The sequence below is a fragment of the Streptomyces sp. NPDC031670 genome, from assembly GCF_055580545.1.
This window is the reverse complement of the sequence record NZ_JBVILC010000005.1, coordinates 390,224-416,468: the sequence shown is the minus strand read 5'-3', so window position 1 is coordinate 416,468 and position 26,245 is coordinate 390,224. Positions and strand designations below refer to the sequence as shown.

Below are 26,245 nucleotides of genomic sequence, written 5' to 3'. Positions count from 1 at the left end.
TTCGTTTGAGCATTTTTTTTTGGAGGGGAAGGAGGAGGGAAAAGAGGGGGGCCCTCCCCCCCCCCCCCCCCCCCCCCCCCCCCCCCCCCCCCCCCCCGCCCCTTGTCCCCCCTACCTCTGCTGCTTCCTGGCGGCCTCGATGAAGGCCTCGAAGAGGGGCAGGGTGTCGCTGCCGAGCTCTCCGTGGGCCTGGAGCCCGGCGAGGAACGGGGCCGAGGGATCCTCGGCCTCGGCGCCCTCGATGACCCCGTCGTCCGACCAGGCGGTGGCGACCAGACCGGCGCCGAGCTTGTCGATGCCCTGGTGGTGGTGGCAGTAGACAGTGGCGGTCGGCCCGAGGGCGCTGCCGAGCAGGGAGTCCGGCTTCACCTGGATCTCGCGCGGCTCGTACTTCCCGGGCACCACCGGCGAATGCTCGGGCAGGTGCTGGTCGAGCGTGCCGCCGCGGATGATGGAGATCAGCTGGAGGCCGCGGCAGACGCCGAGCACGGGAATCCCGCGCCGCTCGGCGACGGCGAGCGCCGCGAGTTCCGCGGTGTCCCGCGCCTGGTGCGGCGGGAAGGTGCACTTCTCGCGCTCGGCACCGTAAAGAGCGGGGTCGATGTCGGCCCCACCGCTCATCAGCAGCGCGTCGGCGCGCGCCATCACGTCGTCGACCGCGTCCGGAATCGGCGGTACGAGGACCGGAGCCCCGCCGGCCTGATGCACCTTCTCCATGTACTCCCACGGGAGAAGGGCCACATGTACCTCTCCCCAAATGTTCCAATTCACCGTTGTCAGGTCGGCGGTCACCGCCACGACGGGCCGAGTCATCGAATGTCGTCCTTCCCAATTCCAGCGAAATGGAGTTTCACTAGAGCGTCACTTGTGCGCTTCTCGAATGAACCGGACCTGCTCCCGGCGTAGATCAAGAATTGCACAGAGCCCGGCTCTGTGGAAGAAATAGAAAAATAGGTACGGTGGAAACACGGTCGCCTTTCGGAAGAAAGCGACGGGAACCGCGTGCGTTCAACTGCGGGCTGATCGCAGTCGAACACCCCTATGGGGCGCGCGGCGCCTTTGCGTACCCTCGCGGCAGTGATCGGTCCATTAGCGTCAAATAACTGGGGGATACCAGACATGACCGCCGCGACAGACAACCCGGGCGCCCGTATGTATCAGGAGTTCCTCGCCGTGCACGCGATCCTGCGGCGGGGAACGGAACTGGTGGCGAACGCTTTCGAGCGCCTGGGCGAGGGCGACCGGGTCAGCGTCAAGGAACTGATCGACACGACGCAGTGGCTGATCGACTTCACCCACCACCACCACGAGTCGGAGGACGAGCTGTTCTGGCCCGCCCTGCACGGGCTGTACCCCGACTCGGTGGCGGCGTTCGACACGCTCAACGAGGAGCACGCGGAGCTGGACCGGGAACTGGGCGGCCTGAGCCGGGCGGTGGAGCTGCTGTCCGCCGCCAACGAGACGGGCGAGGAGGCGGGTTCGGCCGCGGTGACCCGGGCGGCGGAGGCCGGCACGGCGGCGGCGCGCAAGGTCCGCGACATCCTGGCCGGGCACCTGGAGACCGAGGAGCCGGTCGTCCGCGACCTCTTCCCCGGCGTCCCCGCCGACGAGATCGACCGCCTCCGCACGGCGATCACCGAGGGCAGCCCCAAGTCCGGCGGCCACCTGGTCTTCGGCCTCCTGGAGGACCCCGAGGAGGCGGAGGGCTACGACGAGATCCTCGCGAGCTTCCCCCTCGCCTTCCGCTCCCACCGGCCGCAGCTGGTGCAGATGTATGTGGAGAGCAAGAAGGCGTTGGGGCTGCTGTAGGTGGGGGTGGGGCGGGGGACGTTCCCGGCGGCCCGGTATTGCCCGCCATGATCGGGATATGACAGCCCCCTCACAGCGTTATGTGGGTACGGGACCACATACCGGAGGTGACCGCTCGTGTTCGGATCGGCCATGAACGAGCTCTTCGCGCCTGGCAAGCGGCACGAGGAGGAGGAGCGGCGGCGGCTGGAGATCACGCTCGACGAGGTCGGGGACGCCGACCCCGGGCGGGGTCCCATAGACCTGGCCAGTGGGGCCGTCACCATACGGGTGCCGCCCAAGCCCGATGCGGACGCGGACGAGGTCGGGGACGGGGACGCGGGCGACGGCGGCGGCGAGGACGGAAGCGGGGGCGGCGCCTGACGGGCGCGCGTACGCCGGAGGGCCCGGCACCCCGATTCCCCGGGGTGCCGGGCCCTCCGTACAGCCGCGGCCTCAGCCGTGGTCACAGCCTCACGGGCAGGCGGCTACGCGTCGAAGACCTCGGCGCACAGCTGCTCCTGCTCCTGCTCGTGCCGCTTCTTCGAGCCCACCGCGGGCGACGAGGAGTGCGGGCGCGAGATGCGGCGCAGCCGCTCGCCGTGCGGGACGTCCGCGCCGACCGCCAGGTCCAGGTGGTCGATCAGGTTGAGCGCGATGAACGGCCAGGCACCCTGGTTCGCCGGCTCCTCCTGGGCCCACAGGTACTTCTCGGCGTTCGGGTACTTGGCGATCTCGGCCTGGAGCTCCGCACCCGGCAGCGGGTACAGGCGCTCCAGACGGATCAGCGCCGTGTCCGTCGCACCGCGCTTCTCGCGCTCGGCCTTCAGGTCGTAGTAGACCTTGCCGGCGCAGAAGACGACCTTGCGGACCGCGTTGGCGTCGACGAACTCGTCACCGATCACCGGACGGAAGCCGCCCGTGGTGAACTCCTCCACCTTCGACGCCGCGGCCTTCAGACGCAGCATCGACTTCGGGGTGAAGACGATGAGCGGCTTGTGGTGCGGGTTGTGCACCTGCCAGCGCAGGAGGTGGAAGTAGTTCGACGGGAGCGTCGGCATCGCGACCGTCATGTTGTTCTGCGCGCACATCTGCAGGAAGCGCTCGGGGCGGGCGGACGAGTGGTCCGGGCCCTGGCCCTCGTAGCCGTGCGGAAGCAGGAGCGTGACGCCGGACGTCTGGTTCCACTTCTGCTCGGCCGAGGAGATGAACTCGTCGACGACCGTCTGCGCGCCGTTGACGAAGTCGCCGAACTGCGCCTCCCACATCACCAGGGACTCGGGACGGGCCAGCGAGTAGCCGTACTCGAAGCCCATCGCCGCGTACTCGGAGAGCAGCGAGTCGTAGACGTTGTACCGCGCCTGCTCCTCGGTGAGGTACATCAGCGGGGTGTAGTCCTCGCCGGTCTCCTGGTCGACCAGGACCGCGTGGCGCTGGCCGAAGGTGCCGCGGCGGGTGTCCTGGCCGGAGAGGCGCACCGGGGTGCCCTCCATCAGCAGCGAGCCGATGGCCAGGGTCTCGCCCATGCCCCAGTCGATCGTGCCGTCGTCGACCGAGGCGGCGCGGCGCTGGAGCTGCGGCATCAGCCGCGGGTGGACCTTGATCCGGTCGGGGATGTTCACCTGCGACTCGGCGATGCGCTTGACGACCTCCTGGGAGACCGCGGTGCTCACCGCCGCCGGGAACTCGGCCTGCGGCTCCGGGGACTGGATCTCGCCCGCCTGCGCCGTGGTGGCCTCACGGACCTCCGCGAAGACCTTCTCCAGCTGGCCCTGGAAGTCCTGGAGCGCCTGCTCCGCCTCTTCCAGCGTGATGTCGCCGCGACCGATCAGCGACTCGGTGTACAGCTTGCGCACCGAGCGCTTCTTGTCGATCAGGTTGTACATCTGCGGGTTGGTGAACTGCGGGTTGTCGCCCTCGTTGTGACCGCGGCGGCGGTAGCAGATGAGGTCGATCACGACGTCCTTGTTGAACGTCTGGCGGAACTCGAAGGCCAGCCGCGCCACGCGGACCACGGCCTCCGGGTCGTCGCCGTTCACGTGGATGATCGGGGCCTCGATCATGCGGGCCACGTCGGTCGCGTACATCGAGGAGCGGGAGGACTCCGGCGCCGCGGTGAAGCCGACCTGGTTGTTGATGACGATGTGGACCGTGCCGCCGGTGCGGTAGCCGCGCAGCTGCGACATGTTCAGGGTCTCGGCCACCACGCCCTGGCCCGCGAAGGCGGCGTCGCCGTGCAGGGCGACCGGCAGGACCGTGAAGTCCGTGCCGCCCTTGTTGATGACGTCCTGCTTGGCGCGGACGACACCCTCCAGGACCGGGTCGACCGCCTCCAGGTGCGAGGGGTTGGCGACCAGCGAGACCTTGATCTGCTCGCCGTCCAGGCCCGTGAAGGTGCCCTCGGCGCCCAGGTGGTACTTGACGTCGCCGGAGCCGTGCATCGACTTCGGGTCGAGGTTGCCCTCGAACTCGCGGAAGATCTGCGCGTACGACTTGCCGACGATGTTGGCCAGGACGTTCAGCCGGCCGCGGTGGGCCATGCCGATGACGACCTCGTCCAGGCGCGACTCGGCCGCGCTGTCGATGACCGCGTCGAGCAGCGGGATGACCGACTCGCCGCCTTCGAGGCTGAAGCGCTTCTGTCCGACGTACTTGGTCTGCAGGAACGTCTCGAACGCCTCCGCCGCGTTCAGACGCCGCAGGATGCGCAGCTGCTCCTCGCGCTCCGGCTTGGAGTGCGAGCGCTCCACCCGGTCCTGGATCCACTTGCGCTGCTTGGGGTCCTGGATGTGCATGAACTCGATGCCGGTGGTGCGGCAGTACGAGTCGCGCAGCACGCCGAGGACGTCGCGCAGCTTCATCAGGGACTTGCCCGCGAAACCGCCGACCGCGAACTCGCGCTCCAGGTCCCACAGGGTGAGGCCGTGCTCGGTGATGTCCAGGTCGGGGTGCTTGCGCTGGCGGTACTCCAGCGGGTCGGTGTCGGCCATGACGTGGCCGCGGACCCGGTAGGAGTGGATCAGCTCGAAGACGCGCGCGGCCTTGGTGACGTCGTCGTCGTGCGAGGCGTCGATGTCCTTGAGCCAGCGGACCGGCTCGTAGGGGATGCGCAGCGACTCGAAGATGCCGTCGTAGAAGCCGTCCTCGCCGAGGAGGAGGTTGGCGACGATCCGCAGGAACTCGCCGGAGGCGGCGCCCTGGATGACGCGGTGGTCGTACGTCGAGGTGAGGGTCATCACCTTGGAGATGCCCAGCTTGTTCAGGGTGTCCTGGGAGGTGCCCTGGAACTCGGCCGGGTAGTCCATCGAGCCGACGCCCATGATGACCGACTGCCCGGGCATCAGACGCGGCACGGAGTGGACGGTGCCGAGGCCGCCCGGGTTGGTGAGGGAGACCGTCACGCCCGAGAAGTCGTCCATCGTGAGCTTGCCCTGGCGGGCCCGCTTGACGATGTCCTCGTACGCCTGCCAGAACTCGAAGAAGTTGAGCGTCTCGGCCTTCTTGATGCCCGCGACGACCAGCTGGCGGTCGCCGTTGGGCTTCACCAGGTCGATGGCGAGACCGAAGTTGATGTGCTCCGGCTTGACCAGGGTGGGCTTGCCGTCCTTCTCCGTGAAGGAGTAGTTCATCGACGGCATGGCCTTGATGGCCTGCACCATCGCGTACCCGATGAGGTGGGTGAAGGAGATCTTCCCGCCCCGGGCGCGCTTCAGGTGGTTGTTGATGACGATCCGGTTGTCGAACAGCAGCTTCACCGGCACCGCGCGCACCGAGGTGGCCGTCGGGACGTCGATGGAGGCGTGCATGTTCTTCGCCACGGCGGCGGCGGGGCCGCGCAGGGTGACGTACTCCGGACCGGCCGGGGCCTCGGTCGCCGGGGCGGCCTTGGCGGCGGCGGGCTTCGCGGCGGGCGCCGGAGCGGCCTTCGCGGGAGCCGGAGCCGGGACCTGGGTCTGCGCCGGAGCCGGGGCCTGCGCCGGAGCGGCAGCCGCGGGCTGCGCGGGCGCGGCCGGAGCCTGGGCGGCGGGGGCAGGGGCGGCCGGGGCGGCGGCGGGGGCGCTTACCGCAGCCCCCGCGGCTGCGGCGGGAGCACCCTCGACAGGCTTGTCCGCCGCGCCGGAGGCACCCGGCTTGTAGTCGGCGAAGAAGTCCCACCAGGCACGGTCGACCGAATTGGGGTCCTGGAGGTACTGCTGGTAGATCTCGTCGACGAGCCACTCATTGGCACCGAAGCCGGCTGCAGGGTTCTTGCCCTGCCCGTCTTGGTCGGTCGAGACGCTCGAATTACTGGGGGACTGAGACGACACGGCGGCAACCGCCCTCTTCCGCTTCACAAGGTGATGGACAGCGGGAATCAAGGCTACGCCTCCCTGGCCTGGAGGTGCAGACCGGGCGTGCCACAGTCGCGTAAGTCACACCGGAAAGCGAGTTTCAGGGCAGGATTTGGCGGGAAACAGATCAGGTTCTGCTTCCTATGGGTACGCCTCGCAGCGGCCACGACCCCGAGGACCGTGTGCCCCACGGCCCGAAGACCATGTGCTCGTACCTACCCACACGCAGAACGTGTGCTTCCGGTTCGAACCCTACGTCAATTCGCCGCCCGGGGCGCTCCCGGAAGGGTGACCTGGATACGGCATCCGCGCGATGATTCGGCCACGCCGATCCGGCCGCCGTGCAGATCCACCGCCCAGCGGGCGATCGCCAGGCCCAGGCCCGTGCCGCCGTCGCTGCCCGGCCCGTGCGGCGCCGAGGCGTCGCCCCGGTTGAACCGCTCGAAGACCCGGTGCCACTCCGACTTCGGGATGCCCGGACCCTCGTCCAGGACCTCCAGGTCCAGCGACTCGGGCTGCGGGCCGCGCCGGGCCCGTACGGTGACCCGGCCGTGCGGCGGCGAGTGCTTGACCGCGTTGTCGATGAGGTTGGCGACCACCTGGTGCAGCCGCTCCCGGTCCGCGTACGCGATCAGCTCGGGCGGCGACACGTCCAGGTGCAGATGGACGTCGGTCCGGGTGTGGTTGCCGGAGCCGGAGGAGAGCCCGCGCCGGGAGGCCGCGAGGTTGGCCTCCTTCAGCACCCCCGACAGATACGGCCAGACCTCGAAGCGGTGCGCCCGCAGCGGTACGACGCCGTTGTCCAGGCGGGAGAGGTCCAGCAGGGTCTCCACCAGGCGGCCGAGGCGTTCGGTCTGCTTCAGGGCGGTGCGCATCGTCTCGGGGTCGGCGGCCGAGACGCCGTCCACCACGTTCTCCAGGACCGCCCGCAGCGCCGCGATCGGGGTGCGCAGCTCATGTGAGACGTTCGCCACGAGCTCCTTGCGGTGGCGGTCCACGGCCTCCAGGTCGTCCGCCATGCGGTTGATCGTCGAGGCGAGGTCGCCGAGCTCGTCGCGGCGGTCGGCGCCGCGCACCCGCCGGGTGTAGTCACCGTGCGAGATCGCCCGGGCGACGGTGTTCATCTCGTCCAGCGGCGCGGTCAGGCCGTGCGCCACGAACTGGGTGATGAGCAGGGTGGCGATCACCGAGAAGACGGTGATGAACCGCAGCTCGGTACGGGTCTGCACGGCCACCATCAGCAGCCCGGTGGTGATGAAGACCGAGACCACGACGAGCGAGCCGAGCTTGGTCTTGATGGAGATGGAGACCTCCCGCAGCCCGCCCCGCAGCCGTTCGCGCACCCGGTCGCGGGCCCGGCCGCGGGGCCCGTCCCGCCGGGTCCGCCCGTGCACCGCCCCGGCCGCCGCCCGGCTCATGGCGCCGGGGTCTCCAGCGCGTATCCCACGCCGTGGACGGTGCGGATGCGCTCGGCCCCGATCTTCCGGCGCAGCGCCTTGATGTGGCTGTCCACGGTCCGGGTGCCGGAGGCGTCCGCCCAGTCCCAGACCTCGGCGAGCAGCTGCTCGCGCGAGAGCACCGCGCGCGGGGTGTTCGCCAGACAGCTCAGCAGGTCGAACTCGGTCGGGGTGAGGTGGACGTCCTCGCCGCGCACCCGGACCCGGCGCTGCGCGTGGTCGATCTCCAGCTCGCCCAGGCGCAGGATGCCGGTGCGCGGGGTGGCCGCGGCCAGCGTGGCCCGCTCCACCCGGCGCAGCAGTACGTGCACCCGGGCCGCCAGCTCCCGCATCGAGAACGGCTTGGTCATGTAGTCGTCCGCGCCGACGCCGAGCCCGACCAGCATGTCCGTCTCGTCGTCGCGGGCCGTCAGCATCAGCACCGGGACCGGCCGGCGGGCCTGCACCCGGCGGCACACCTCCAGGCCGTCGAAGCCCGGCAGCATGATGTCCAGGACCATCAGATCCGGCTGCCACGCCTCCGCGGTGTCGACGGCCGCGGGTCCGTCGAGGGCGGTCTGGACCTGGAAGCCCTCGGCCCTCAGCCGCGCCGCGATGGCGTCGACGATCGTCGTGTCGTCCTCGACGACCAGCACCCGGCGCTGGGCGCCGGGGGTGGCCGCTACGCCGTTGTGGGTGGTGTGTGCCTGCTCCATCGCCCCGCCCTGATATTGCTTCCGGGGATCCGTGGGGTGATCCCCTGTGTCGGTCAGAGACTAGAGGCACCGGCCGCGTCCCGGCTACGCAGGGCGAACGGCGAGATGGACCACGTCAGGGACGCCCCGGGCAACTGTGATCTCTTCGGTCCTAACCCCGTGGAATCCGGCATTACGGAGAGCTTCCTCGAAGGCGGGCGACGGCTGCGCCGACCAGACGGCCAGTACTCCGCCGGGGGTCAGCCGGTCCCGGCAGGCCGCGAGGCCGGTGGGGGAGTAGAGGCTGTCGTTGCTCCGGGTCACGGTCCAGTCGGGGCCGTTGTCGATGTCCAGGCAGAGCGCGTCGAAGGTGTCCGCGGTGCTCGTCAGATGGGCGATCAGATCGGTGTGCAGGACCTCGGTGCGCGGGTCGGCCAGAGCGGCTTCGGAGAGGGGGGCGAGGGGGCCCGAGCGGTGCCAGTCGATGACCGCCAACTCGCGTTCCACCACGGCGATCCGGCCCCACCGCCGGTCCGCGGCGGCGTGCGCCAGGGAGAAGCCGACGCCGAGCCCGCCGATGAGCACCGAGGGCCGCTCGCGGCCGTCCGCCAGCGCCTCGTACGCGGCGTCCACCAGGAGCCGCTCGGAGCGTCCGTCGGAGGTGTCCATCAGGAACGTGCCGTTGGCGATGATCTCGAAGTGCGGGCCGCGCCGGCGCAGCACCACCTCCCCGTACGGCCCCTCGCGCCGGTCGAGGACGACCGGGGCGGCGATCGGGTCGGCGACGGACATCGGAAGACCTCCTCGGAGAGCGGAGCGAACGGCTCGGAGGCCGACGCACGGCCTGCGTCAAAGGTTGTCCGATGTGGCACAAGTCATAGACGCGGACGGGAGCGTTCGCAGAGGGTGAGCGTTGTACAAGCGTAAGCGGCAAGGCCGGACGATCACCGGCGTGGCTTGTGGTTCCGGGTGCGAGCGTGGCGCCCGGTGGAAGGGGCCTCACCGGTGCACCCTGAGAGAACACGCGAACAGGCGGGGCTGCTCGACGGCATCCCGCAGCAGCGCCCGACGGCTCCGGAGAGGACGGCCGACGTGGCGCCGGAGGGCGGGGGCAGCACAGGGACCCCGGTGACGGCCGCCGCGGGCCCCGGGCCGGCCGCCGGGCCGGGCGGGCGCGCCCGTCTGCGCCGCGCCGCCGGCCTTGTACCGACTCCCGTCGGCACGCCCTTCACCTTCGTGTACACCCTGCTGCTGCTTCTGACCTCGCTCTACATGGAGTTCGGCGACCCGGACACGGTCCGCACGCTCCTGGAGGGCTCCAGCACCGATGTGCAGCATCTGACGCGTACGCCGGTGCTCGTGCTGGTGGCCAGCGCGCTGTGGATCGCGGGCGGCATCTCCTCGCCGTGGGCCGTCGGCTTCGTCTTCGTCCTCACCGCGCTGGAGCGCCGCGTCGGCGGGCTGCGCGCGGCCGGCGTGTTCCTGCTCGGCCATGTGGTGGCGACGCTGGTCACCGAGGTACCGGTGGGCGTCTCCGTCGCGGCGGGGCAGTTGCCGGACTCCTCGCTGCACCGCCTGGACTACGGCATCAGCTTCGGGCTGATGGCGAGCGTCGGCGCGCTCGCCGGGCTGCTGCCCCCGCTGCTGCGGTGGCCGATGCTAGGGGTGATGGCCGTGCTGCTGACCCAGGACCTGCTGGACATGGCGGACCCGCTGGCCAGTTGGGGCCATCCCACCGCCCTCGTCGTCGGCGTCGTCTGCTGGCCGGTGCTGCGCCGGGCCGCCCGGTCCGGCGGCCCGTCAGCGGTAGCCGACGGGCAGCTGGGCCCGTACGGCCCGTAGCCCCGGGGTCTGGTGCACGTCGTCGGTGAGGACGACGTGTCCCTCGTACGTGAACCGGTACATCAGCGCGTCGGCGATCGGGCGCCCGGTCGGGCGCGGCGGCAGCTGCGCGAAGTCCGCGTCCTGGAGCGCCTCGCGCAGCTTGGCCAGGGCGTCCGGCGTCAGCGTGCCGGTGGTCTTCTGCCCGTCCCGGCGCGTGGAGGTGTACGAGCCGTCGTCCTTGACCACCAGCTCGTTGTGCACCCCCGCGAACCCGCCGCTCACCACGAGCCCGAGCAGCTGCCCGTGCCGGACGGGCGCGGTGGACGTGCCCGACGGGGAGGTGTCCGGCGTCGGAGCGGTGGACGGGGGCTGGGCGCTCAGGGTCGTGCTCGGCGCCGGGGTGGGCGACTTGGACGCGCCGTCCGCCGTCGAGTCGGCGGAGTCGCAGGCCGTCGCCGCGAGCAGGGTGGCGAGCAGCAGTGCTCCGGTGGTGGTGGTCCTGCCCAAGAGGCTCATGGAGCCGAGGATGCCGGATCGGTGGGAGCGAAGTACAGGCTGGCCATGGGTGAGCGCGTCGTCCAGCCGAGCGCCTCGTACAGGTCCCGGCCCTCGGGGGTGCCGACCAGGACGCCGGTGGTGGCTCCCGCCGCGTGGGCGCCGCTCTGGAGCGTCCGCATGACGACGCTGCCCAGGCCGCGGCGCCGGTGCCCGGGCGCCGTCTCGATCTGGTCGGCCACGGCGGTCGCGCCGGTGGGGGCGATCTGGCCGCGGGCGGCGAAGTGGCCGTCCCCGGTGCGCACCAGGACGCGCAGGACGCCGCCGGTGGTCCAGCGGGTGAGTGTGTAACCGGCCGGGACCCGCGCCTCGTGCGGGACCAGCGGCACCGTCATCAGGAAGCCGGGCTGGTCGTACGCCCAGCCGGGACCGAGCCACGGCCGGACCGTGTCGTCGTCCGCGAAGAGCTTCAGCCAGGTGCCGGGCAGGCCGGCCATGTCGGCCAGCTTGCGCACCGAGGCCTCGTCGGGCTCGGGCACGACGTACCGGCACACGTGCTTGACCTGGCCGACGTCGATGCTCCACCCCCAGGGCTCGGCGACCGGCGCCGCCGCGCCGCGCGAGACGACCCACCCCTTGGTCCAGGCCTCGACGAGCTCCGGTACCGACTCCATGACCGCCCCCTTGGTGAAGTAGCGAGGAGGTAATAGTCCCGGACACCCTATGACTCTTACAAGAGATGATCGCTCAGAGCGAACACGGCCGGGGGAACATTCCCGGGCTCACATGCATTGAGTCGGCATAGCTCAACTTGACTGCCGAAGGGGAGATCATGGCTCACTCGTCCGCACCGCTCACCCTGCCTGTGCTGCCGCTCGACGACGAGGTCGTGCTGCCCGGGATGGTCGTGCCGCTGGACCTGTCCGACACCGAGGTGCGCGCCGCCGTGGAAGCCGCTCAGGCGGCGGTCCGGGCCGACGGCCCCTCGGCGGGCAAGCCCCGGGTGCTGCTCGTCCCGCGCATCGACGGGGCCTACGCCGCGACCGGCGTGCTCGGCACCGTGGAGCAGGTCGGCCGGCTCTCCGACGGCGACCCCGGCGCGCTCATCCGCGGCGTGGCCCGGGTGCGCATCGGCGCCGGGACCACCGGCCCCGGCGGCGCCCTGTGGGTGGAGGGCGCCCAGGTCGAGGAGAGCGTCCCCGACCCGCTGCCCGGCCAGGTCACCGACCTGGTCAAGGAGTACAAGGCGCTCGCCACCGAGTGGCTCAAGAAGCGGGGTGCCTGGCAGGTCGTCGACCGGGTCCAGCAGATCGAGGGCGTCTCGGCCCTCGCCGACAACTCGGGCTACTCGCCGTTCCTCACCACCGCCCAGAAGGTCGAGCTCCTGGAGACCGCCGACCCGGTCGCCCGGCTCAAGCTCGCCACCGAGCACCTGCGCGAGCACCTCGCCGAGCAGGACGTGGCCGAGGCCATCGCCAAGGACGTCCAGGAGGGCGTGGACAAGCAGCAGCGCGAGTTCCTGCTGCGCCGCCAGCTCGACGCCGTCCGCAAGGAGCTGCGCGAGCTCAACGGCGAGTCGGAGGGCGACGAGTCCGACGACTACCGGGCCCGGGTGGAGGCCGCCGACCTGCCCGAGAAGGTCCGCGAGGCCGCTCTCAAGGAGGTCGAGAAGCTGGAGCGCTCCAGCGACCAGTCCCCCGAGGGCTCCTGGATCCGCACCTGGCTGGACACCGTCCTGGAGCTGCCCTGGCGGGAGCGCACGGAGGACGTCTACGACATCACGGGCGCCCGCGCGGTCCTGGACGCCGAACACGCGGGCCTCGAGGACGTGAAGGAGCGCATCACCGAGTACCTGGCGGTCCGCAAGCGCCGCGCCGACCGGGGCCTGGGCGTGGTCGGGGGCAGGCGTGGCGGCGCGGTGCTCGCCCTCGTCGGGCCGCCCGGTGTGGGAAAGACGAGTGTCGCGGAGAGCGTGGCCCACGCCATGGGCCGCAAGTTCGTCCGCGTCGCCCTCGGCGGCGTCCGCGACGAGGCCGAGATCCGCGGCCACCGGCGTACGTACGTGGGCGCCCTGCCCGGCCGGATCGTCCGGGCGGTCAAGGAGGCCGGGTCGATGAACCCGGTGGTGCTGCTCGACGAGATCGACAAGCTCGGCTCCGACTTCCGCGGCGACCCGGCGGCGGCCCTGCTCGAAGTCCTCGACCCGGCGCAGAACCACACCTTCCGCGACCACTACCTGGAGGTCGAGCTCGATCTGAGCGACGTCGTCTTCCTGGCCACGGCCAACGTCCTGGAGGCCATCCCGGAGGCGCTGCTCGACCGGATGGAGCTCGTCCGCCTCGACGGCTACACCGAGGACGAGAAGGTCGTCATCGCCCGCGACCACCTGCTCCCGCGCCAGTTGGAGCGGGCCGGACTGGACGGCGGCGAAGTCGTCCTGGAGGAGGGCGCGCTGCGCAGGCTGGCGGGGGAGTACACCCGCGAGGCGGGCGTGCGGAACCTGGAGCGCTCGCTCGCCCGGCTGCTGCGCAAGGTCGCGGCCCAGCACGAGACCGGCGAGCGCGAACTGCCCTTCACGGTCACGCCCGACGACCTGCGCGCGCTGATCGGCCGCCCGCACCACGTCCCCGAGTCCGCCCAGGACCCGGCGGAGCGGCGCACCTCGGTGCCCGGGGTGGCCACCGGCCTCGCCGTCACCGGCGCGGGCGGCGACGTCCTGTTCGTCGAGGCGTCCCTGGCCGACCCGGAGACCGGGGCGGCGGGCCTGACCCTCACCGGCCAGCTGGGCGACGTGATGAAGGAGTCGGCGCAGATCGCGCTGAGCTTCCTGCGCTCGCACGGCGCCGAGCTGGAGCTGCCGGTGGCCGACCTCAAGGACCGGGGCGTGCACGTCCACTTCCCCGCGGGCGCGGTCCCCAAGGACGGCCCGAGCGCCGGCATCACGCTGGTCACCGCGCTGTCCTCGCTGCTCAGCGGCCGGCTGGTGCGCACCGATGTGGCGATGACCGGCGAGGTCTCGCTCACCGGACGGGTGCTGCCGATCGGCGGCCTGAAGCAGAAGCTGCTCGCCGCCCACCGCGCGGGCATCACCACGGTGGTGATCCCCAAGCGCAACGAGCCGGATCTGGACGACGTCCCGGCGGAGGTCCTGGAGAAGCTGGAGGTCCACCCGGTCGGTGACGTCCGCCAGGTCCTGGAGATCGCGCTGTCCCCGGCGCAGGTGCCGGTGGCGGTCGCGGTGTGAGCCGGACGCTGTGAGAGGGCCGCGCGGGCGCTACGCCCGCGCGGCCCTCTCGTACAGCCGCCGGGCGCGCGCGTCGAAGAGCACGGCCGTGGAGGCCACATCGGTGTCGCCGCCGCTCAGCACACCGATGAGCCGGCCGGGGTGGTCCGGCCCCCGGTGGTCCGCCAGCCACGGGCTGCCGCTGGTGCCGGTCCAGAACCCGGCGCAGTCGATCCGTACGTCGCTCGGCAGATCGGGGTCCGGGCGGGTGTCGGTGGTGCAGGCGATGGGCCGGTTCTCCGGGTTGTGGTCCTCGTCCGGATAGCCGAAGACAGTGACCCGGCGCCGCGGCCCCGAGCCCCAGTCGGGCTGGGCGGCGCCCACCACGCTCTGCACACTGCGGCCCCGGGCGTCCGGCTCCAGGGTCAGGAAGGCGTAGTCGAAGGAGTCGTCGCCGCTGTCGGACCAGCGCTCGTCGGTCTGCACGGACCTGACCTTCCAGGTGCCGTACGGCAGGGAGCCCTTGACCGCGCCGGAGTACCCGGGCGCGAACGCCATCGAGCCCGCCGACCCGGCGTCCGCGCAGTGCGCGGCGGTGGCGACGACGTTGCCCCGGGGGCTGGCGACGACACTCGCGGTGCACCAGTGCTTGTCGCCGTCGACCAGGACGCCCACGAACGGCAGTCCGGCGCCGGTCACGGCCGAGGACTGCGGGGCGGGCGCGGGCGGCACCTCGTCGGGCCGGTCCTGCTGCGGCGCCGACGCGGCCGGTCCGCCGCACCCCGTGACCAGGCCCAGTATCCCGGCGGCGGTCACCCGCCCCACCGTTCGCAGCACGCGCATGGTGACCATCCTGTCGTATGACGGGACGCGGCAGCGGCAGGCCCCCGGCGCGCGTCGGCGCGCCGGGGGCTGTCGGTCCGCTCCTCCCTAGCCGTTGGCCAGGGCCTGGAGCCGGTCGTACGCCCCGTTGAACCGGGAGTGGTCGCCGACCGTCGGTCCCGAGGAGGTGTACTGCCACATCGTGTAGTAGCCCCAGCCGGCCGGCAGGCCGCCCGGGTCGGTGTTGTAGCGGGCGATCCAGAGCGGGTTGGTGGAGCCGAAGGCGGCGGAGTTGCCGGTGCACTGGGTCCACCAGCTGGTGGCGGTGTAGATGACCGCGTCACGGCCGGTGCGGGCCCGGTACTGGTTCACGAAGTCGCGGATCCAGCTGACCATCCCGGCGGCGGACTTGCCGTAGCAGGCGGCGCCGTAGGGGTTCCACTCGATGTCGAGCGCGCCCGGCAGCGTACGGCCGTCGCGCGACCAGCCGCCGCCGTGGTCCACGAAGTAGTCGGCCTGGGCGGCGCCGCTCGTGGTGTCGGGGGTGGCGAAGTGGTACGCGCCCCGGATCATGCCGACGTTGTACGAGCCGTTGTACTGCTGGGCGAAGTACGGGCTGGTGTAGTACGTGCCCTCGGTGGCCTTGACGTAGGCCCACTTCACCCCGCTGTTCCACAGGGTGCTCCAGGCCACGTTGCCGTTGTGGCTGCTGGTGTCGACGCCCTCCAGCTGCACGGTCTGTACGGTCCGGGTGTCGCGCGGGAGAGGGCCGGTGCCGTCGTGGGCGGCGACGCCCATGCCCATGGTGGCGGAGCCGCGGGCGGGGAGCCCGGCCGCGGCCGAGGTGCCGGGCGCGGTGAGCAGGAGGGTGAGGGCGAGGAAGAGGATTCCGGCCGCGGTGAGGGGAGCGCGGCGGGCCGTTCCGGGTCTGTGCACGGGCATTGCGTGCCTCCGAAAGGCGAGGGTGGGGGGACGTGCCGGGGGATCGACATGTCGTTGTGGACATGTCATACGGGAGAAGCTACGCACGTAGACCGTGACGCGAAAGAGCCTGCCGGACTGTCATTGGCCCAGGCCTCTGGCGGGGTGGCCGGGGCGGTCGCGAGCTGGGCCGACCGGTCCGGGCCGCAAGTAACTTTCAGCCGTGGGCAGTTGGCCGCCGGGCGCCGCGGCCCGGCCGTGCCGCCCGGCTCCCGGCGGATGCCCCGGGTCGCGTTCACGCCAAAGATCCCCTGCCAACGCAGAGGCCCCGTTGAGGAGTTCGGGCCCCACCGGCTTGCATGGTCATGACCAGTCGGCGCCCACCGGCGCCACCGGCCTCCCGCGCGGCCGACGCCGTCCGCGGGAGGCGACCCGCATCGGCCCGTGGAGGAACGACCTTGCACAAGCCCAGAGCAGGCAGAGCCGGAGCAGGCAGCACCCGGGGGAGCAGGACGGCCGGTTCACCGGCCCGGGGCGCGGGGGTCGCCGCCGTCCTCGGGGCCGCCGCCCTCCTCGCCACCGCCGTACCGGCCGCCCAGGCCGCACCCGCGCGGCAGGCCCCGGCCGTCGACGTGGTGCCCGGCGCGGGCACCGAGACGCCCGCCCTCGTGGACGGCCTCCACGAGCGCGCCGACGCCGAGGCCGCGCCCGCCGACGCGGCCCGCCGCCACCTCGCCGCCGAGGAGAGCCGCTACCGGATAGCCGACCCCGGCCGCGACCTCACCCCCGTCCAGACCCTGCGGCAGGGCGCGGACGAGACCGTACGGCTCCAGCAGAAGCACCACGGCGTGGAGGTGCTTGGCGGCCAGTACGTGGTGCGGATGGAGAAGAAGGACGGCAGGCGCGTCGTCACCGGCACCTCCGGCAAGTACTTCACCCAGCTGACCACCACCACGACGGCGACCGTCACCGAGGACCTCGCCGTGCGCCGGGCCGTCTCCTCGGTCGCCGCCCGCCTCGGCGGCGCCACCCTCGGCAAGAAGGACGCCCGGCCCGCCGGGAACGCGAAGACCCCGGCCGCCGCCGCGCTCAGCGGACGGGCCAAGGGCCTGGTCGTCATCCCCCGGGGCGCCGGCGTGCTCACCTACCGCGTCACCGTGCGCGGCACCGACACCGCCACCGGCCGGCCGGTCCTCCAGGACGTGTACGTCGACGCCCGCGCGGGCTTCCCGGTGCTCCAGTACAGCCTGATCAGGACGCTCACCGGGGACCTGCCCGCGCGCCCGGCGGCGAGCAGGGCCGCCGTACGGCAGGCACCCGCCGCCGTACCGGGCCCCGGCACCAGCGGCACCGGCGTCCGCTCCAACGGCGACCGGGTCCCGCTGGAGGTGGCCTTCGACCAAAGCGCCCGGCAGTACAGCCTCGTCGACTACGCGCACATGGCGGCCACCAGCAAGAACACCCTGCACACCTGGGACGCCCGCGCGGTCGACGTCGACGACGCCTCGGGCCGCTGGCCGGACGGGCTCAAGGAGTTCACCAACCCGTCCCCCGACTACAGCGGCGACGCGACCGAGTCGGGCGCGGTCGACGCCCACTGGGCGGCCGGACAGGTCTACGACTACTACAAGAAGGTGCACGGCCGCGACAGCCTCGACGGGCGCGGTATGACCATCAACTCGCTGGTGGGCGTCACCTACGCGGGCGGCCCGTTCGTCAACGCCTTCTGGGACGGCCAGAAGATGGTGTACGGCGCGGGCGACGACCAGTACCGGACGCTCTCCGCCGACCTCGACGTCGTCGGCCACGAGATGACCCACGGGGTGGTCGAGAACACCGCGAACCTGGTCTACGCGGGCCAGTCCGGCGCCCTCAACGAGGCGCTCGCGGACTACTTCGGCAATGCCATCGACACCACCGCGAGCGGTACGAGGATGGACGACCCGGACTCCGGGCTCCTCGGCGAGAACCTGTGCCGCACCGCCAAGCCCCGCGACTGCGCCTTCCGCGACCTCAACGACGGCCGCACCACGGCCAAGGACTACCTCGGCGTCACCTTCTCCACCGACAACGGCGGCGTCCACCTCAACTCGACGATCTTCTCCGGCGCCCTGTGGGACATCCGCCAGGACCTCGACCCGAAGGATCCCTTCCTCGCGGACCGGCTCGTCTACAAGGCGCTCTCCACGTACATGACCCCGCTGGACGGCTACACCGAGGCCCGCAACGCGGTGGTCGCGGCGGCCAAGGACATGGGGCTGTCCGCCAGGCAGCAGAACGTGGTCAAGCGGTCGTTCAGCGCCCACGGCATCGTGCCCGGCTGGGAGAACGCCCTCGGCGTCGACTCCGACCGCCTCTTCGGCAAGCTCAACACCACCGGCACGGGCACGGCCGCGGGCGGCGGCTGGTGGGCCACCTCCCGGTCCAACGACGACGGCACCGAGGCCTACTCGGTCTACGCCGGACGCGTCGACGGCCGGGGCGCGCCCAAGCTGATCAGCCCCAACGACGGGCGCTACCACGTGTATCCGGCCACCGACGGCAGGACGGTGGTCTGGGCGGCGTTCGGCACCACGAGCGTCGACATCCTCTCCCGGCCGCTCGCCGGCGGCCCCGTCAAGACGCTCCACACCTCGTCCACCACCGTCCAGAACATTCGTGTCGACCACGGCACGGTGGTCTTCGAGGAGTTCGACACCTTCGGCGGACGGCACGTCGGCTTCCTGCGGCCCGGCGACCGCGAACCCACCCTGGTGGACGGCGGCAAGCCCGAGCTCGGCAGCGCGCTGCCCTCGCTGCGCGACGGCAGGATCGCCTACGCCAAGCTCTACACGAGCGGCGACGACTACAAGCTCGGCGTGGAGACGTACGACCTCGCCACCGGCACCACCGGGCTCGTGCGGCAGCTCGGTGAGCCGCAGGCGATCGGCCAGACCGGCATCACCGGCAAGAACGTGTTCTGGCTGGTCGACGAGAACCTGGCCGACCAGGGACAGCTGGCGGTGCGCCGCGCGGACCTCGACGGCACCAACGCGGTGGATCTCCAGGCCGAGGCCGGACCCGGCGCGCTGTTCCCGTTCGACCTGACGGCCTCGGACGACGCCGTCACGGTGAACAGCACGCTGCCGGACACCCAGTACCGCAACGAGACGCTGCCCAAGCTGTGGCAGCTGAGCGCCGACGGCACCCGCAGGGAGCGCCTGTCCTGCAACCGCGGGGAGCAGCTGTACCCGTCCGCCGCGGGCGGCCGTCAGGTCGTGTGGCTGGACGGCACCAGCGGCTGGACGGACCTGGTCACCCGGGAGCGGCCGGCCGGCACCTGCTGAACGCGCTCCGGGCGCGGCACGTGATTGAGCCAAAGGGCCCCCGGCGCACGACGCCGGGGGCCCGGGCCACAGGGGACTGGGAAATACTGTCCCGTCCAGGCAGCGTGGAATGGGAGCTGATGTGCACGGTCCGGACCAGGAGTTTCTCGCACTCGAACGCGAGCTGGCGGTCTTCCTGAGGCGTGCCAGGGCATCTTCCGGCGAGATGGCCCGCGCGGTCCATCCCGAGCTGGAGGCCGCGGCCTACGGGCTGTTCGTGCGCCTGGAGGAGGGCGGCCCGCAGCGGGCCACCGAACTCGCCGCGTACTTCGGCGTGGGCAAGGCGACCATGAGCCGCCAGCTGCGCGCCCTGGAGGACCTGGGTCTGGTGGCGCGCGAGCCGGACCCGGCCGACGGGCGCGCCTCGCTGGTGCGCCTCACCGAGGAGGGCCTGGACCGCTTCCGCCGGGTCCGCGACGCCCGCCGCGCCCAGTACGTCACCAAGCTGGCCGACTGGGACCGCGGGGAGATCGCGGAGCTGGCGAGGCTGCTGCACCAGCTGAACGCGAGGGCCGACATGCAGGAGCCGGGCGCCCCGCGCCCCTAGCAGCGCCGGGAACCGTACGACACGCCCCGGCCCCGCAGCCCGAGCCTCAGAGCTCGACGTACACGGCGGTGGCGTCATCGTGCGTCTTGCCGCGCCGCAGATACGTACGGCCGGCGTCGGCGTCCGCGCGCTCCAGCTCCCGCACCCGGTCGATCAGGCCCTGCGGGCCCGTCTTGGCCGTCAGCGCCAGACAGTCCGCCCAGTCGCCCTCGCGGAAGGTCTCCACCCACCGCGTCGCGCCGTCCGTTAGCGCGGCCAGCGCGCGCACCTCCCGGACCGGGGTACGGCCCGTGACCGCCAGAGTGGCCACCGAGGGGTCCGCGGCGGCGGTGAAGAAGCCGCCCTCCTTGTTGCGGGCGCGGGCGTCGGCCACCTCGTCCGAGACGAGCAGGCCGGCCGGGAGGCGGTCGAGCCGGTCGTCCAGGACCGCCCGGACCGTACCGTCCGGGGACTGAAGGAGCAGCGCGGAGTCGGAGAGCACCAGATGCTCCACCGCCTCCTCGTCCCAACGCGCCAGGACCACGGTTGCCTGAGGGGTGCGCGGGTGAGAAAGGTCACAGGTACCCCGATGGGCGTCGGCGGTGCGCCGGATGGACTCCGCGAGGATCCGCGTCAGCGGCAGGTCGCGCCGCGAACCGGACAGTTCGGTCAGGGCGCCGCCGAGCCGGGCGGTGAACCAGGGCACGTCGTGCACACAGTCGCCGTTGCCCGGCGGCGGGGTCACCCCGTCGAGCACCACCAGCACCCCGCCCCGCCCGGCGGCGGGCAGCGCGGTGGCGGCCCAGTCCTCGTTGGGGCGTGCGGGGCCTCCGGGGGCCGTGGCGAGCTCGATGCGCATGGAGTCAGTCTGCACGACACCTTCACAGCGCCCCCATGACGGCCAATTGGCCTGGACCAGTTGACCGGTAGGCGCCCCGCGGCCCTGGCGAGAGGCCCGGGGGAAAGCTGTGGGCGGGCATCCTGCCAAAGCCCGCGCGGAAGTTCCAACCGGCCTCCCACACGAGCGGGGGCGGGCATTCCGCGGGAGTTGAAGGCCAACTCCTGAGTGTTGTTCACTCGTTCGGGTGGCGGAGTGGATGTTGCATGCCTCCTTCCCAAAACCACTGGAATGGTCGGAAGCCGTGCAGAGGTGGGAACGCGTCGCACACGACGCACGAGACGCATGACCGGTCGTCACCTCGGCTTCATGGTGGACGAGTCAAGATTGAGAGCACCGGTGCAGAACAAGCGGCCTCGGGGCAAGGACGGCGAGACCGTCAAGGGCACCGAGCACGCCACGACGGAACCCGTCGCCGGGCGCCCCGTGCGCGTACGGACCCGGCTGGTCACCTCGGTCGCCCTGGTCTCCCTCACCGTCCTGGGGGCGGGCACCCCCGCGCTGCTCACCGCCTCCTCGGACCTCAACGAGTCCCAGCGCCTGGTCACCCTGGCCGAGCTCGACCAGCAGGCCGTCACCCTGGCCCACGCCCTCGCCGACGAACGCGACGACGTCACCGCCTACATCGCCGGCGGGCGCGACCCCCGCGAGGACGCCGCCCTCAAGGACCGTGCCACCCGCGTCGACCGCCGCGTCGACGAGATCCGCGCCACCGCCCCCGCCGCCCTCGGCCGCGACCTGGCCACCGTGCCCTCGCTCCGCCGCACCGCGCTGACCGGCAAGGGCACCGCCCTGGAGGCGCACCGCACCTACTCCGACGTCATCACCAAGCTGCTCGGCCTCGCCGACGAACTGGCCGCCCGGACCCCCGCGCGCGCCGCCGGCGCCGGCCGCGCCCCGGCCGACCTCGGCCGCGCCGTCGAACAGGCCTCCGCCGCCCGGGGCCTGCTGGTCGCCGCGCTCTCGGTGCCGCAGAAGGCCGCCACCCCGGTCTACGACCCGATCACCGGGCGGTACGTCCAGAAGGACACGGGCGACGGCGAAGAGGGGCGCACCCGGGACGCGTTGAGCGCCGCCGGGCAGCAGGCGCGGGTGCGTGAGCAGTCCGCGCTCGCCGACTTCGACCAGTCCGCCCCCGCCACCGCCCGCGAGAAGCTCTCCACCACGGTCACCGGCCCGGACGTGGACGCGGCCGAACGCTATCTGGCCCGCCTCACCGACCAGCCGCAACTCAGCCCCTCGGACCGCAAGCTGGGAGCCGACAAGGTCGCCACCGCGCTCACCGCCCGCATCGACCGGATGCGCGGCACCGAGTCGGCGCTCGCCGCCGCCGAGGTGAAGCGGTTCGAGTCGCTGCGCGACGACGACGTGACCGGCCTGGAGCTGCGGGTCGCCCTCATCGGCGCGCTGCTGCTGCTCGCCGTCGGCATCTCCTCCGCCACCGCCCGCAGCCTGACCCGGCCGCTCGCGGTGCTCCGGCGCGGCGCGGCCCGCCTCGCCGACGACCCCGAGACGCGGGAGCCGGTCCGCTTCACCGGCCGCAACGACGAGTTCGCCCAGGTCGTACGGTCCCTCAACACGCTCCACGAGCGGCTGCGCGAGCACGCGGACCGCGCCGACACCCTCGGCGCGCACCTGGACGAGGCCCGCGCGGAGCAGGTCGGCCTCGCCGCCGAACGCGCCGAACTGACGGCGTCCGTACGGGAGCTGACCGCGCGGCTGGAGCGGGCGCGCGGGACCATGCAGCACACCTTCGTCAACCTGGGCCTGCGCAGCCTCGGCCTGGTCGAGCGCCAGCTCGGCATCATCGAGGGCCTGGAGGAGCACGAGCAGGACCCGGAGCAGCTCGCCACGCTCTTCAAGCTCGACCACATGGCCACGGTCATCCGCCGCCACGGCGAGAACCTGCTGGTCCTCGCGGGCGCCGAGCACCACCACAACCACCCCGGACCGGTCCCGCTCGTCGATGTCCTGCGGGCCGCCGTGAGCGAGATCGAGCGGTACGAGCGGGTCGTCATCCAGGCCCTGCCCCCGCACGCCCAGGTGGCCGGGTTCGCCGCCGACGACCTCAGCCATCTGGTCGCCGAGCTCCTGGAGAACGCCACCTCCTTCTCCCCGCCGGACGCGCAGGTCCAGCTCTCGGGCTGGCAGCTGGAGAGCGGCGAGGTCATGCTCTCGGTCCAGGACGAGGGCATAGGCGTGAACCCGGCCCGCCGCACCGAGCTGAACATGCGGCTCGCGGACCCCTCCTCGTACGAGCCGGGGGAGCCCGGCACCGAGTCCGGCGGGCTCGGACTGCATGTCGCCGCGCTGCTCGCCCGGCGCCACGGCGTCCGGATCGAGCTGCGCGAGCAGAAGCAGGGCGGGCTGGCGGCGGTCGTCGTGCTGCCCGAGGCGATCCTGCCGAAGGCGCCCCCGGCGGCGCCGCACGTGGTACCGGCCCAGGGCGACGCGCCGCGCTTCACGCTGCCGGGCGCGCTGGCGGAGGCCAACTCCAACGTGCTGCCCGAGCGGGCGGAGCGCACGGCGCAGATCCCGCTGCCGACGCGGGCGCCCGAGCCGGTGCGGGCGCGGGAGCCGGAAGCGGCCGACGCGGAGCCGGAAGCGGAGGCGGAAGAGCACGGGCGGGTGGACGAGCCGACGTTCGAGATGCGCCTCCCCGCGACGCAGTCCGAAGAGACGGAGCCGGGGACGGAACCCCGACCGGAACCGCGACCGGAACCGGAGGCGGAACCCCGACCGGAACCGGAACCGGAGGCGGAGCCCGGCCCCACCGTCCCCGCCCAGCGCGTCACGGACAAGGGCCTGCCCAAGCGCACCCCTAAGGTGGTCAAGCAGGGCCCCGCCGCCCCCGCGCAGCGCAAGGGCGGCACCGAGATGGCCGACGCGCTCCGGCGGCGGCTAGGCGGGTTCCAGCAGGGGGCCCTGGAGGGCCGCAGGCACGCCGAGACCGAGATCCAGGAAGTACGGGAAACACCGAGCGAAGACGAGAAGAAGACCCAGAGGCCACAGACGGGGGAGACAGTCGAGGAGGCACGCAGTTGACCGCGACCGGCACCGGCACGTTCGGACTGAGCAGTGAAGCCCGCAATCTGCACTGGCTGCTGCGGAACCTGGTCGAGGAGGTGCCCGGCCTGCTGTCGGTGGCGGTCGTCTCCTCCGACGGCCTGCTCCTGCTCTCGTCCGACCCGGACCAGCGGCAGACCCGCACCGAGCCCCGCCGCGAGGGCCCGCGCGGCTCCAGCGCCGACCTCGCCACCATCGTCTCCGGCATCGGCAGCCTCACCCACGGGGCCGCGCGGCTCATGGACGGCGGCGGCGTCAAACAGACCGTGGTCGCGATGGAGGAGGGCAGCGTCTTCGTCATGTCGATCAGCGACGGCTCCCTGCTGGGGGTGCACGCCACCCCGGACTGCGACGTGAGCGTCGTCGCGTACCACATGGCCCTCTTCGTCGGCCGCGCCGGACATGTGCTCACCCCCGAACTCCGCAGCGAGCTGCGCCAGTCGATGGAGGCCGTCCAGTGACCTCGTCCGCCCCCAAACTGCCGATACGCGGAGCCGGCTCCAAACCGGCGCGGGTCCGCCCGTACAGCCTGACCGGCGGCCGTACCCGCTTCGGCCACGTCCTGCTCGTGGAGACCTTCGTGGCGGCCATCGAGGCCCCCGAGGAGCGCAGGGCGCTGGGCGGGTCGCCGCTGCGGCTGATGCCGGAGATGCGGGCGATCGTGGAGATCTGCCGTGCGATGCGTACGGTCGCGGAGATCTCGGCGCTGCTGCGCATGCCGCTGGGGGTCGTCCGGGTGCTGCTGAGCGACCTGGCCGACCAGGGAAGAATCCGTGTGTACGGGACCGGGCACGGCCCCGGGCGGCCCGACCGCGCGCTGCTCGAAAGGGTCATGAGTGGACTCCGCCGCCTCTGAACTCCTGGCGCCCGGCGCACCACCGGCGCCCGCGTCCGCCGAGGAGGAGCTGCAGCCCTGGCAGCAGGACCGCACCCGGGCGCCCATCGCCACCAAGGTGGTCGTCGCGGGCGGCTTCGGCGTGGGCAAGACGACGTTCGTGTCGTCCGTCTCGGAGATCACACCGCTCCAGACGGAGGCGGTGATGACCCGGGCGAGCGAGGACACGGACGACCTCTCGTCGACCCCGGAGAAGACCACCACGACCGTGGCCATGGACTTCGGCCGCGTCACGCTCGACGACGACCTCGTCCTGTACGTGTTCGGCACACCCGGGCAGCAGCGCTTCTGGTTCATGTGGGACGACATCGTGCGCGGGGCCATCGGCGCGGTGGTGCTCGCGGACACCCGCCGGCTCTCCGACTGCTTCCCCGCGCTCGACTACTTCGAGAGCTGCGGCCTGCCGTACATCGTGGCGGTCAACCACTTCGAGGGCACGGAGTCCTTCGAGCCGGAGGACGTCCGGGAGGCGCTGACGGTGCCGCCGCACATCCCCGTCGTGATCATGGACGCGCGCGACCGGATCACCGTGGTCGAGTCACTGCTGAGTCTGGTGGCGCACGCGCTGGAAGAGCTGCCGGAGTAGCGGGACGCGACCCATCGGAAGCCCGACCCGCGCTTCTCCCCTCCCTTCCTGTCTTCCCTCCTTCCCTGTTTCGTATCTGCTGACGTATCGGAGCACATTCGCATGCGCAGAATCCTGATAGTCGGGGCCGGTCAGTCCGGGCTCCAGCTGGCCCTCGGACTCCAGTCGAAGGGGTACGAGGTCACCCTGATGTCCAACCGCACGGCCGACGAGATCCGCTCCGGGCGGGTCATGTCGACGCAGTGCATGTTCCACACGGCGCTCCAGCACGAGCGGGACCTCGGCCTGAACTTCTGGGAGTCCCAGGCCCCGCGCATCGAGGGCCTGGGCGTCTCGGTGGCCGCCCCCGACGCCTCCCGCCCCATCGACTGGGTCGGCCGCCTCGACGGCTACGCGCAGTCCGTCGACCAGCGCGTGAAGATGGCCGGCTGGATGGAGACGTTCGCGCAGCGCGGCGGCCAGCTGGTGATCCATGGCGCGGCCGTCTCCGACCTCGACTTCTTCGCCCGCACCTACGACCTGGTGCTGGTGTCGGCGGGCAAGGGCGAGCTGGTGTCCATGTTCGGCCGCGACGCCTCGCGCTCACCGTTCACCGAGCCGCAGCGGGCGCTCGCGGTCAGCTATGTGCACGGGCTCGGCCCGCGCCCGGAGCACCCCGACTTCGACGCGGTCCGCTGCAACCTGGTGCCGGGGGTGGGCGAGCTCTTCGTGATGCCGACGCTGACCACGTCCGGCCGGGCCGACATCCTCTTCTGGGAGGGCATCCCCGGCGGTCCGCTCGACGTCTTCCAGGGGGTCACGGACCCGGGCGAGCACCTGTCGCTGACGCTGGAGCTGATGGAGCGCTTCACGCCGTGGGAGTACGCGCGGGCGACGAAGGTCGAACTGACCGATGCCGGTGGCACGCTGGCGGGCCGGTACGCGCCCACCGTCCGCAACCCCGTCGCCAAGCTGCCCGGCGGCGGCCTCGTCCTGGGCGTGGCCGACGTGGTCGTCGCCAACGACCCCATCACCGGCCAGGGCTCCAACTCGGCGGCCAAGTGCGCGGCGTCCTACCTCGCGTCCATCGTGGAGCACGGGGAGGAGGCGTTCGACGAGGCGTGGATGCGGGAGACGTTCGAGCGGTACTGGACGACCGCGCAGCCCGTGGTGAAGTGGACGAACGCGATGCTGGGGGTGCCGCCGGAGCACGTCCTCCAGCTGATCGGCGCGGCGTCCGAACTCCAGCCGGTGGCGGACCGCTTCGCGAACGGCTTCGACGACCCGTCGGACTTCGAGAACTACTTCTTCGAGGAGGAGAAGGCACGGGCGTACCTGGCGGAGGTCTCCGGGGCGTAACCCCGGGCCCGGGAGTTCGTCTGCGGGTGGATGGTT

General features: G+C 72.1%; 21 protein-coding genes. 11 read left to right on the top strand and 10 right to left on the bottom strand.

From position 1 onward, the window contains the following. Window positions 1-111: 111 nt before the first annotated feature. Window positions 112-813 carry a gamma-glutamyl-gamma-aminobutyrate hydrolase family protein gene (locus tag ACZ5ID_RS13345; protein ID WP_468896908.1) on the bottom strand — a complete coding sequence of 234 codons (702 nt, stop codon included), beginning with the start codon at window positions 811-813 and terminating at the stop codon, window positions 112-114. Between the two features lie 306 nt (window positions 814-1,119). Here ACZ5ID_RS13345 and ACZ5ID_RS13340 point away from each other — a divergent pair, with 306 nt between their 5' ends. Continuing rightward, window positions 1,120-1,809, top strand: coding sequence for a hemerythrin domain-containing protein (locus ACZ5ID_RS13340; RefSeq protein WP_468896906.1), 690 nt, complete (start codon window positions 1,120-1,122; stop codon window positions 1,807-1,809). Between the two features lie 117 nt (window positions 1,810-1,926). Then, a complete protein-coding gene (locus tag ACZ5ID_RS13335) occupies window positions 1,927-2,172 on the top strand; it encodes a DUF6191 domain-containing protein (protein ID WP_468896904.1) in 246 nt (81 codons plus the stop codon). Window positions 2,173-2,276: 104 nt separating this feature from the next. Here the strand turns inward: ACZ5ID_RS13335 and ACZ5ID_RS13330 are convergent, their stop codons facing one another. From ACZ5ID_RS13330 to ACZ5ID_RS13315, 4 genes are all read right to left on the bottom strand, one after another. Further along, window positions 2,277-6,095: a multifunctional oxoglutarate decarboxylase/oxoglutarate dehydrogenase thiamine pyrophosphate-binding subunit/dihydrolipoyllysine-residue succinyltransferase subunit gene (locus ACZ5ID_RS13330; protein WP_468896902.1), complete on the bottom strand. Its 3,819-nt coding sequence runs from the start codon at window positions 6,093-6,095 to the stop codon at window positions 2,277-2,279. 281 nt (window positions 6,096-6,376) lie between these two features. Next, entirely contained in the window at window positions 6,377-7,537 is a 1,161-nt protein-coding gene (locus ACZ5ID_RS13325) for a sensor histidine kinase (RefSeq protein WP_468896900.1), read from the bottom strand. Next, the gene (locus tag ACZ5ID_RS13320; protein ID WP_067163879.1) at window positions 7,534-8,271 is read right to left on the bottom strand and encodes a response regulator transcription factor; all 738 of its coding nucleotides are present in this window, start codon (window positions 8,269-8,271) and stop codon (window positions 7,534-7,536) included. The genes ACZ5ID_RS13325 and ACZ5ID_RS13320 overlap by 4 nt, the downstream gene beginning before the upstream one ends. A gap of 84 nt (window positions 8,272-8,355) precedes the next feature. Beyond that, the gene (locus ACZ5ID_RS13315) at window positions 8,356-9,042 is read right to left on the bottom strand and encodes a spermidine synthase family protein (RefSeq protein WP_468896898.1); all 687 of its coding nucleotides are present in this window, start codon (window positions 9,040-9,042) and stop codon (window positions 8,356-8,358) included. 213 nt (window positions 9,043-9,255) lie between these two features. Between ACZ5ID_RS13315 and ACZ5ID_RS13310 the strand changes: the two genes are divergently transcribed. Further along, complete coding sequence (locus tag ACZ5ID_RS13310; RefSeq protein WP_468896896.1) at window positions 9,256-10,092, top strand: rhomboid-like protein; 837 nt, start codon at window positions 9,256-9,258, stop codon at window positions 10,090-10,092. Here the strand turns inward: ACZ5ID_RS13310 and ACZ5ID_RS13305 are convergent. Together ACZ5ID_RS13305 and ACZ5ID_RS13300 are read right to left on the bottom strand one after the other, a co-directional pair. Continuing rightward, window positions 10,051-10,590, bottom strand: coding sequence for a hypothetical protein (locus tag ACZ5ID_RS13305; RefSeq protein WP_468896894.1), 540 nt, complete (start codon window positions 10,588-10,590; stop codon window positions 10,051-10,053). The genes ACZ5ID_RS13310 and ACZ5ID_RS13305 overlap by 42 nt on opposite strands. Beyond that, window positions 10,587-11,243 carry a GNAT family N-acetyltransferase gene (locus ACZ5ID_RS13300; RefSeq protein WP_468896892.1) on the bottom strand — a complete coding sequence of 219 codons (657 nt, stop codon included), beginning with the start codon at window positions 11,241-11,243 and terminating at the stop codon, window positions 10,587-10,589. Before ACZ5ID_RS13300 ends, ACZ5ID_RS13305 begins: the two co-directional genes overlap by 4 nt. A gap of 158 nt (window positions 11,244-11,401) precedes the next feature. Here ACZ5ID_RS13300 and lon point away from each other — a divergent pair, with 158 nt between their 5' ends. Further along, window positions 11,402-13,813 (top strand): endopeptidase La, encoded by a 2,412-nt coding sequence (lon, locus tag ACZ5ID_RS13295; RefSeq protein ID WP_468896890.1) that lies wholly within the window; start codon window positions 11,402-11,404, stop codon window positions 13,811-13,813. Window positions 13,814-13,843: 30 nt separating this feature from the next. On the opposite strand, the gene ACZ5ID_RS13290 is transcribed toward lon, so the two are convergent. Both ACZ5ID_RS13290 and ACZ5ID_RS13285 read right to left on the bottom strand, forming a co-directional pair. After that, complete coding sequence (locus ACZ5ID_RS13290; protein ID WP_468896888.1) at window positions 13,844-14,635, bottom strand: trypsin-like serine peptidase; 792 nt, start codon at window positions 14,633-14,635, stop codon at window positions 13,844-13,846. A gap of 87 nt (window positions 14,636-14,722) precedes the next feature. After that, window positions 14,723-15,556 carry a lysozyme gene (locus ACZ5ID_RS13285; RefSeq protein WP_468896886.1) on the bottom strand — a complete coding sequence of 278 codons (834 nt, stop codon included), beginning with the start codon at window positions 15,554-15,556 and terminating at the stop codon, window positions 14,723-14,725. A 437-nt stretch (window positions 15,557-15,993) separates the two neighbouring features. On the opposite strand from ACZ5ID_RS13285, the gene ACZ5ID_RS13280 reads away from it, so the two are divergent. Together ACZ5ID_RS13280 and ACZ5ID_RS13275 are read left to right on the top strand one after the other, a co-directional pair. Beyond that, entirely contained in the window at window positions 15,994-18,861 is a 2,868-nt protein-coding gene (locus ACZ5ID_RS13280; RefSeq protein ID WP_468896884.1) for a M4 family metallopeptidase, read from the top strand. 109 nt (window positions 18,862-18,970) lie between these two features. Further along, complete coding sequence (locus tag ACZ5ID_RS13275) at window positions 18,971-19,447, top strand: MarR family winged helix-turn-helix transcriptional regulator (protein ID WP_406554249.1); 477 nt, start codon at window positions 18,971-18,973, stop codon at window positions 19,445-19,447. Between the two features lie 46 nt (window positions 19,448-19,493). Here the strand turns inward: ACZ5ID_RS13275 and ACZ5ID_RS13270 are convergent, their stop codons facing one another. Then, entirely contained in the window at window positions 19,494-20,285 is a 792-nt protein-coding gene (locus ACZ5ID_RS13270) for a hypothetical protein (RefSeq protein ID WP_468896953.1), read from the bottom strand. 378 nt (window positions 20,286-20,663) lie between these two features. Here ACZ5ID_RS13270 and ACZ5ID_RS13265 point away from each other — a divergent pair, with 378 nt between their 5' ends. The 5 genes from ACZ5ID_RS13265 (at window position 20,664) to ACZ5ID_RS13245 (ending at window position 26,209) form a co-directional block, all read left to right on the top strand. Then, window positions 20,664-23,369 carry a sensor histidine kinase gene (locus tag ACZ5ID_RS13265; RefSeq protein WP_468896951.1) on the top strand — a complete coding sequence of 902 codons (2,706 nt, stop codon included), beginning with the start codon at window positions 20,664-20,666 and terminating at the stop codon, window positions 23,367-23,369. Next, window positions 23,366-23,851, top strand: a complete 486-nt coding sequence (locus ACZ5ID_RS13260) for a roadblock/LC7 domain-containing protein (RefSeq protein ID WP_468896881.1) — start codon at window positions 23,366-23,368, stop codon at window positions 23,849-23,851. The genes ACZ5ID_RS13265 and ACZ5ID_RS13260 overlap by 4 nt, the downstream gene beginning before the upstream one ends. Next, entirely contained in the window at window positions 23,848-24,246 is a 399-nt protein-coding gene (locus tag ACZ5ID_RS13255) for a DUF742 domain-containing protein (RefSeq protein ID WP_468896879.1), read from the top strand. The genes ACZ5ID_RS13260 and ACZ5ID_RS13255 overlap by 4 nt, the downstream gene beginning before the upstream one ends. Beyond that, entirely contained in the window at window positions 24,227-24,871 is a 645-nt protein-coding gene (locus tag ACZ5ID_RS13250) for a GTP-binding protein (RefSeq protein ID WP_468896877.1), read from the top strand. The genes ACZ5ID_RS13255 and ACZ5ID_RS13250 overlap by 20 nt, the downstream gene beginning before the upstream one ends. A 102-nt stretch (window positions 24,872-24,973) precedes the next feature. Next, window positions 24,974-26,209, top strand: a complete 1,236-nt coding sequence (locus ACZ5ID_RS13245; protein ID WP_468896875.1) for a styrene monooxygenase/indole monooxygenase family protein — start codon at window positions 24,974-24,976, stop codon at window positions 26,207-26,209. The last annotated feature ends 36 nt before the right edge of the window (window positions 26,210-26,245 follow it).

Excerpts from the sequence above, each read along its gene's own strand:
- ACZ5ID_RS13300 (WP_468896892.1), bottom strand. The coding sequence starts at position 11,243 with ATGGAGTCGGTACCGGAGCTCGTCGAGGCCTGGACCAAGGGGTGGGTC.
- ACZ5ID_RS13290 (WP_468896888.1), bottom strand. The coding sequence starts at position 14,635 with ATGCGCGTGCTGCGAACGGTGGGGCGGGTGACCGCCGCCGGGATACTG.
- ACZ5ID_RS13340 (WP_468896906.1), top strand. The coding sequence starts at position 1,120 with ATGACCGCCGCGACAGACAACCCGGGCGCCCGTATGTATCAGGAGTTC.
- lon (WP_468896890.1), top strand. The coding sequence starts at position 11,402 with ATGGCTCACTCGTCCGCACCGCTCACCCTGCCTGTGCTGCCGCTCGAC.
- ACZ5ID_RS13245 (WP_468896875.1), top strand. The coding sequence starts at position 24,974 with ATGCGCAGAATCCTGATAGTCGGGGCCGGTCAGTCCGGGCTCCAGCTG.
- ACZ5ID_RS13270 (WP_468896953.1), bottom strand. The coding sequence starts at position 20,285 with ATGCGCATCGAGCTCGCCACGGCCCCCGGAGGCCCCGCACGCCCCAAC.
- ACZ5ID_RS13285 (WP_468896886.1), bottom strand. The coding sequence starts at position 15,556 with ATGCCCGTGCACAGACCCGGAACGGCCCGCCGCGCTCCCCTCACCGCG.
- ACZ5ID_RS13315 (WP_468896898.1), bottom strand. The coding sequence starts at position 9,042 with ATGTCCGTCGCCGACCCGATCGCCGCCCCGGTCGTCCTCGACCGGCGC.
- ACZ5ID_RS13345 (WP_468896908.1), bottom strand. The coding sequence starts at position 813 with ATGACTCGGCCCGTCGTGGCGGTGACCGCCGACCTGACAACGGTGAAT.
- ACZ5ID_RS13305 (WP_468896894.1), bottom strand. The coding sequence starts at position 10,590 with ATGAGCCTCTTGGGCAGGACCACCACCACCGGAGCACTGCTGCTCGCC.
- ACZ5ID_RS13275 (WP_406554249.1), top strand. The coding sequence starts at position 18,971 with ATGGGAGCTGATGTGCACGGTCCGGACCAGGAGTTTCTCGCACTCGAA.
- ACZ5ID_RS13325 (WP_468896900.1), bottom strand. The coding sequence starts at position 7,537 with ATGAGCCGGGCGGCGGCCGGGGCGGTGCACGGGCGGACCCGGCGGGAC.
- ACZ5ID_RS13320 (WP_067163879.1), bottom strand. The coding sequence starts at position 8,271 with ATGGAGCAGGCACACACCACCCACAACGGCGTAGCGGCCACCCCCGGC.